The sequence below is a fragment of the Bacillus sp. GMa5/1 genome (assembly GCF_050172015.1).
In the GTDB taxonomy this organism is placed as follows: domain Bacteria; phylum Bacillota; class Bacilli; order Bacillales; family Bacillaceae_G; genus Bacillus_A; species Bacillus_A cereus.
The window spans coordinates 1-5,745 of sequence record NZ_JBNLYC010000221.1; the positions used below are offsets into that span (position 1 = coordinate 1).

A 5,745-nucleotide genomic window follows, 5' to 3' on the forward strand; every position below is an offset into this window, starting at 1 on the left:
TGGTATCTCATTCGGTGTATCTACATCTGTACAAGAAGTTACGGTCGATCAATACGGTGAGACGCCTGTAAAATCGATCATGAAAGGTCGTAAGGCTGAAACAACTGTACCATTCGCATTACACGATCTAAAGCGATTATCAAAAGTAATGCCAAACTCTAAATTCGTAGAGAGCGGGGAGAAGCAAGCGTTATTCGTATCTGCGCAAGCGGGCTTCGATATGTTATCGACTGCGAAGAAAATGGTTATTAAACCGACTGCGCCTAACACTACGCCGAATGACTGGATCACTGTACCAAACGCAGCGGCGTCAGCTGATCCTGATTATACGTTCGATCCTGACAACGAGCGTATCGCAAACATTACGTTCAATGCGTTCCCTGAGGCTGACGGCACTCTATATATCTTAGGCGATGAGTCGATCAAGGAGACCGAAACCAAAAGCAAGTAAAACTAAATAATAGCGAAACTGGGCGAGGTCTTCGGACTTCGCCCTCTTTTTTTGTTGATATGTAAATTGTATCGCCGAGAATTCGATTTTAAGACGATTATCTTTTGTTTCATAGGTATATGGTCATTAAATCGCAAATTTAGATGGAGGTATAACTTATACAAGTGTAGAATATGAAATAAACAACGTATGAAGGTGAAACGAATAACGTATGCGTGATTGATTAGTAAGAAGTGGAGGACGTATTTATGAAGATCGGAGACGTTTTGAAGGCATTGGTAACAACGAAGAGTGCCGTATTAGCAAAGGAAATAGGTATAGGAGAGAAGAAGCTGCGAGACACATTAAGAAGCCTTGGTTATGAATATCGTAATAGTGGCGATAAAGGGTGGCACTTCGTAGGAGAGGGTGATCAGCCGCTTGAAAGAGACATACAAGACTTCGTTAATGTGCGTAAAACGCATGCACAACGTAAGGGTAACGTACAAAGAACGATCGATGTGTCAACAGAAGGTGAAGTACATAACGCATTAACACCGCATGAGGTGAGTGTTTTACGTGATATGATTAATGAATGGGGAACGGTTAAAGATGCTATAAACACCGCAGCAACAACGCGCGAAGGCGTGATAGAGACGTCGCATAGTATTAACGATCTGTATATAAGAGTTAAACAAGAAATAGAGCCTCAAAAGAAGATGCGCAAGACTTTAAATGTTAATGAGGGCGTAGGAAAAGCACTTGACGAATTCGCGGAAAAATTCCGACTAGATAAGCAAGATATAGTAGAGCTTGCATTGTATGATCTGTTCGCAAAATATGGCGAGAATTATAAGGATTGAGAAGAGAAAAAGGAAAGATAATAACGAAGATACGGGAAGCCTTGGCGGGTTTCCCTATTTTTTTTTTGCACGCAGCGAAGAAAGATGGCGTAAGAGAGCGATTAATAGGGAAGAAAATACGCTGAGATTAACGATTCTGAGCCGATAACTTTTGGATCGCGGGTAGTAGCCGCGAAGATTCGTCAGAATGCGCTTATCGGTGATGATATACGACGAATACTGACATCGCGTCGGGTTTTATACAAAAAATAACTTGATTTTAGTAGAAATGTGGCGTTACAATGGATACAACTTAATATTGAACGTAAAAAAGCGCCTACCGATTGGAGTCGGTAAACGCTTATAGTTGCTAGAATCGATTGGAGTCGAAACTAGCGGCTTCCGTATACAGCCCATACGGATTAAATTTATGTATTCATTATATCGACTATTATGGAAAGTTTCAAGTGTGAAATTCTACCTATTTCGGTCGATATATTTTGCGGTATTCTTTTAATCCTATCGGTGGGGTTATTGGAATACCGCTTTTTTGTGTTCGCGTGGAATTGCCTGATACCACGTAGATAAAAACTGATAAGCCGTAATTCCGTGCTGCATACATTCATTTAGCGGGAACGTGTTACGGCGTGGCTTGCTATCGGTCGTGCGGGAAGTACAGAGTATGCTTCTACAAGGATAGCGCCCCGTAACGTATTCCTATTCATGCGTTGCGGGTAGGCGAGAACTTGCCTAGGCGTGTAGTCTGAAAGGTTCGGGGGGTTATCGTTAGCGTTATGGCGCTAGGGAATACGCTCAGCATGTCACGTAGGGACGATATTACGGGGACAAGCCGAGAAAAAGGGCGTATGCGGTGAAAACCGCTGAGTGAATAGGGTCTTCTGACGGACCAACGAGGTGCGGCATGGTAAAGACGCTTATCTTTCTATTCTGTTAGATTACTTTTTGTAGTCTTTCAGCATAGGGGATAAGTCTGTCAACTTCCCTCCCTGCCTCGGATTAGCATGGTAAAGGGCGTCAAAGAAAAGTCAAGAGATTTTAAGAGATTAAGAGAAAATAACTACCACTATCCGCGGCTAGAGGAAAATATAGATAACTACCACTAACTAGGGATAGAGAAAAATGAAGCTAAAGGAAATATAGATTAATAACTATATAGAGGGAATAGAGAAAAAAGGATATCAAAGTAAATTAAAGAAAAAGAAGATGTATAAAAGTAAGGAGAAGTAAGGGAGAGTGAAATCATGATTGATGAAAATAAGAAACTACAACAGCTGAGTACTTTTACATGGAAAGAGACAAAAAGTACTGAAGAAGAAAGAAAGAAGGCTAAAAAGATAGTGGAATAGTTAAGGCGGTTAAAAGGGGGAGAAAGATGCTAATAGTTGCGGGAAGCAAACAAATGGCAAAGGAAGAACAAGAGTGAAGAAAAGAAAGGTTAGAAATAGATGTGATGAACAACGATAATATATCTGCAAAGATAGTCCAGAAAGAGGGCGTCTATACTATCGGTAATTTGAATCATAATAAAAAATGGATTCAAAAGGGCGTCGATAGATATAATGCGAGAGTTTGGCGAGATTGGAGAGAAAAAGAATGACTTATGATTTTTCAAGTAGTGGGCTTGCTGACTATAAGCTGAGAAATCATACAACGGCTTCCCAGATGCTCGTATATGAGTTAATAAGGTGTCTAGTGTTTTATTTATATTTGAAACTATTATCGTCCGTTATATGCCCTGTTATGCCGTTATAGATTAATGTGAAAAGGAAAGACTCTCGGAACATTGGGAGTTATCTTCTAATATTGGGATTTATTGTGTTTGAATTATCTGTATATTAATATATAATATGAAAACAACCTTCATTTTAGAATAGACTATAGTAAAATTTTGTATTTATGTGGAAATTAAAGGTTGCGCAATAAGAGACGAAGTCACATAATATAATTAATGGAATACCACGGCGATACCACTCGCTAAATGCGACGCCGATATAAGGAACATGCGGACACCACGCAATGAAGTTAGATGAAACACCGCATAGAGAATGCTATATTGTAGTTGTGTAGGAATGTATCACCTTTTAGCGAAATGAACGGGCAAGAGCAAGATGAATGCGGAAACAGTCGGAAATGACGAAGGGAATCTCTCCCCCCCCCGCTAACGGCATAGGACGGAAACCGACGATACCACAACCGCATTAGATATCTATATAAATATATAGAACAAAAGAAAGTGCTAGGATTAACCAACCTATCGCTTTTTTGTTGTTTATATTTTTTAACCAATTTAAGGAAATACCGCTTCGGTTGACTTGTGTGAACTTGAGGTTTATTATAAGGATATAAAGAAAGGGAGGTGAAAATATGAATTTGTGGGTAATTTTAGGTGGTTTTGTAGCAACCTTGAATCAATTATCAGCACTGATTAAAAACAGTGTAGATACATACTACAAGGTTAAAGAGAAAAGAGTCGCACCCACCAAGATGACGACTCAGAATAACCACAAGGTAGAGGGAAACCTCTCCTATACCTAAGATTATAACACATTCATACTAATATGAAAAAATTTATATGGAAAAATATCCCTATAGCTATATTTCTGATTTTTGTTTTAACAACCTTTGATTACAACAACCTAGGTACTGGGGAGTATACCTATATTATCTTTGCTGGAATAGCTCTATTTTTAATGTTGATTAATATGATTATCCTGTATATAAAGGAGAAGAAGAATGTTTAAATTTGAAACAAAAGAACAACTAACAAAATTTATACAAGATGAAGTTTTAAATTCATCGGAAGCATTAGATATTCTCGGGTGTTCTAGACAGTATTTAAACAAACTGGTAAAAGAGGGAAAACTAATACCGATTAAAGAGACAACTCGCGATAAACTATTCTACAAACAAGATGTTGTAAAAAGAAAATCTTTAATGAGAAAGTAAAAGTTTTTATTTCAAATTCCCAATTATTAGTAATGTATAGAGGGAAGAACAAGAAGCGGACGCAAATTGATGCGTACCGCCTTTTTTATGTCCGCATACACGGTGTATATTTGTTTATTTATAACGTGCCCTTATTACCATTTCGGTGATTATCGCTGCGGCTACTGATAAGGCGAAAATTACGCCGAATGATGCGACGTATAGGTTTCCGAATGCTTTCGCTACGCACATAAATATGAATGCGAATACGATTAGGAATGTTATATTTCGATTCTTTTTCATAGTATATTCGTGAATATTTCGTGTTATAATTAAGTAATAGATAGAGCGTGCTGTCACACGCCCTACGCTATTTTACTTTCTTGAGAATCGACTAGCGATTTTGAATCTACGCTTTTTCTTACCATCTTCGTTTATGTACTCAAATTCCCACTTGATTGCGATAAACGGTAGTAAGTATTTAGCGATATCAAATCCGTATGTCGATATGAAGTGTAACACGATATCCACTTCGTAACCTCCTTTCGAAAGTATTGTACTCTCTCAAGCACATATTTATTATAACATTGATATCGCCGTCATGTCAACTTTATTTGAAAAGTTTTTTTGGCGGTGCTATTTTTATGCCTATTTTTCCCTTATTCATCGTATTTTATTACATAAAAAACGCCTATAATATACAATTAAGTAGCGATTAGAAGTCTAAAGAACGATAGATATACGTTAAAATGTACGTTAAATGTGCGGTAAATAATCGACAAATATACGATATCATATGTTAGCCGATTCATTTCTGCTATATTTAGCGTTAAAAATATGCGAATATAGGTTGTTAATGTAGCTAAATGTACGTTAAATATACGACAAATATATCGTTATTTAATGCGTTAATCAGTCGATAAAATATACCGATGTAAACTATTAAAAAGTATATTCAATATTTACGATATATAATATAGTCGTTGATATGACGCCGTTCTATCGCTAGGATTTTGTTTACAAATAGCGGAAATATGTATACGGAAGTTTACGAATATTAATTATCATATAGTCGCATAATGTTCGTGTTTTTTGCGTTTCGTTAGCACAGAAGGGCGGACGGGGACGGCTTCCGAAACTCGGGGGGTTTAGAATTTAGTCGCACAATCGCAATATTTTATGGCAAGGACAGGCGGCCTCTTTACGCATCATGTAACACATAGACGGCGCTTCTTTTATGTCGCTACCATTTCATTAATACAGTTCGGTAAGTGTGCGTAATGTATAGAAATATGCATAACAGAACGGAACAATGCGGTTTCATTCGGGACTAATCGCACTAATATACAAAAAAATGTAGGTTGCTATATTTCCGTTATTCATAAAGATATACACTCTTTGCTTAAATTATTTAAAAGTATAGAGAAAAGAAAATCATTTTTTTCAAAAAAGATTACTTACTATAAATGCGTTATGGTTTATAAACAAAAATAAAAGAAGAGGTTTCCCTCTCCTTTTTCTTACTGT

Annotated in this window: 5 protein-coding genes; 4 read left to right on the top strand and 1 reads right to left on the bottom strand. The window is 37.3% G+C overall.

Annotation, left to right across the window (positions count from 1 at the left end; genetic code table 11):
• From ACQGSG_RS25840 to ACQGSG_RS25855, 4 genes are all read left to right on the top strand, one after another.
• On the top strand, positions 1 to 451 hold a 451-nt coding region (locus ACQGSG_RS25840; RefSeq protein WP_426948334.1), incomplete at its 5' end, for a hypothetical protein.
• Between the two features lie 248 nt (positions 452 to 699).
• Entirely contained in the window at positions 700 to 1,293 is a 594-nt protein-coding gene (locus tag ACQGSG_RS25845; protein ID WP_426948336.1) for a hypothetical protein, read from the top strand.
• Positions 1,294 to 3,657: 2,364 nt separating this feature from the next.
• Positions 3,658 to 3,828 carry a hypothetical protein gene (locus ACQGSG_RS25850; protein ID WP_170950844.1) on the top strand — a complete coding sequence of 57 codons (171 nt, stop codon included), beginning with the start codon at positions 3,658 to 3,660 and terminating at the stop codon, positions 3,826 to 3,828.
• Between the two features lie 198 nt (positions 3,829 to 4,026).
• Complete coding sequence (locus ACQGSG_RS25855; RefSeq protein ID WP_061655943.1) at positions 4,027 to 4,239, top strand: helix-turn-helix transcriptional regulator; 213 nt, start codon at positions 4,027 to 4,029, stop codon at positions 4,237 to 4,239.
• Between the two features lie 354 nt (positions 4,240 to 4,593).
• On the opposite strand, the gene ACQGSG_RS25860 is transcribed toward ACQGSG_RS25855, so the two are convergent.
• Positions 4,594 to 4,749 carry a hypothetical protein gene (locus ACQGSG_RS25860; protein ID WP_325842856.1) on the bottom strand — a complete coding sequence of 52 codons (156 nt, stop codon included), beginning with the start codon at positions 4,747 to 4,749 and terminating at the stop codon, positions 4,594 to 4,596.
• Between the last annotated feature and the right edge of the window lie 996 nt (positions 4,750 to 5,745).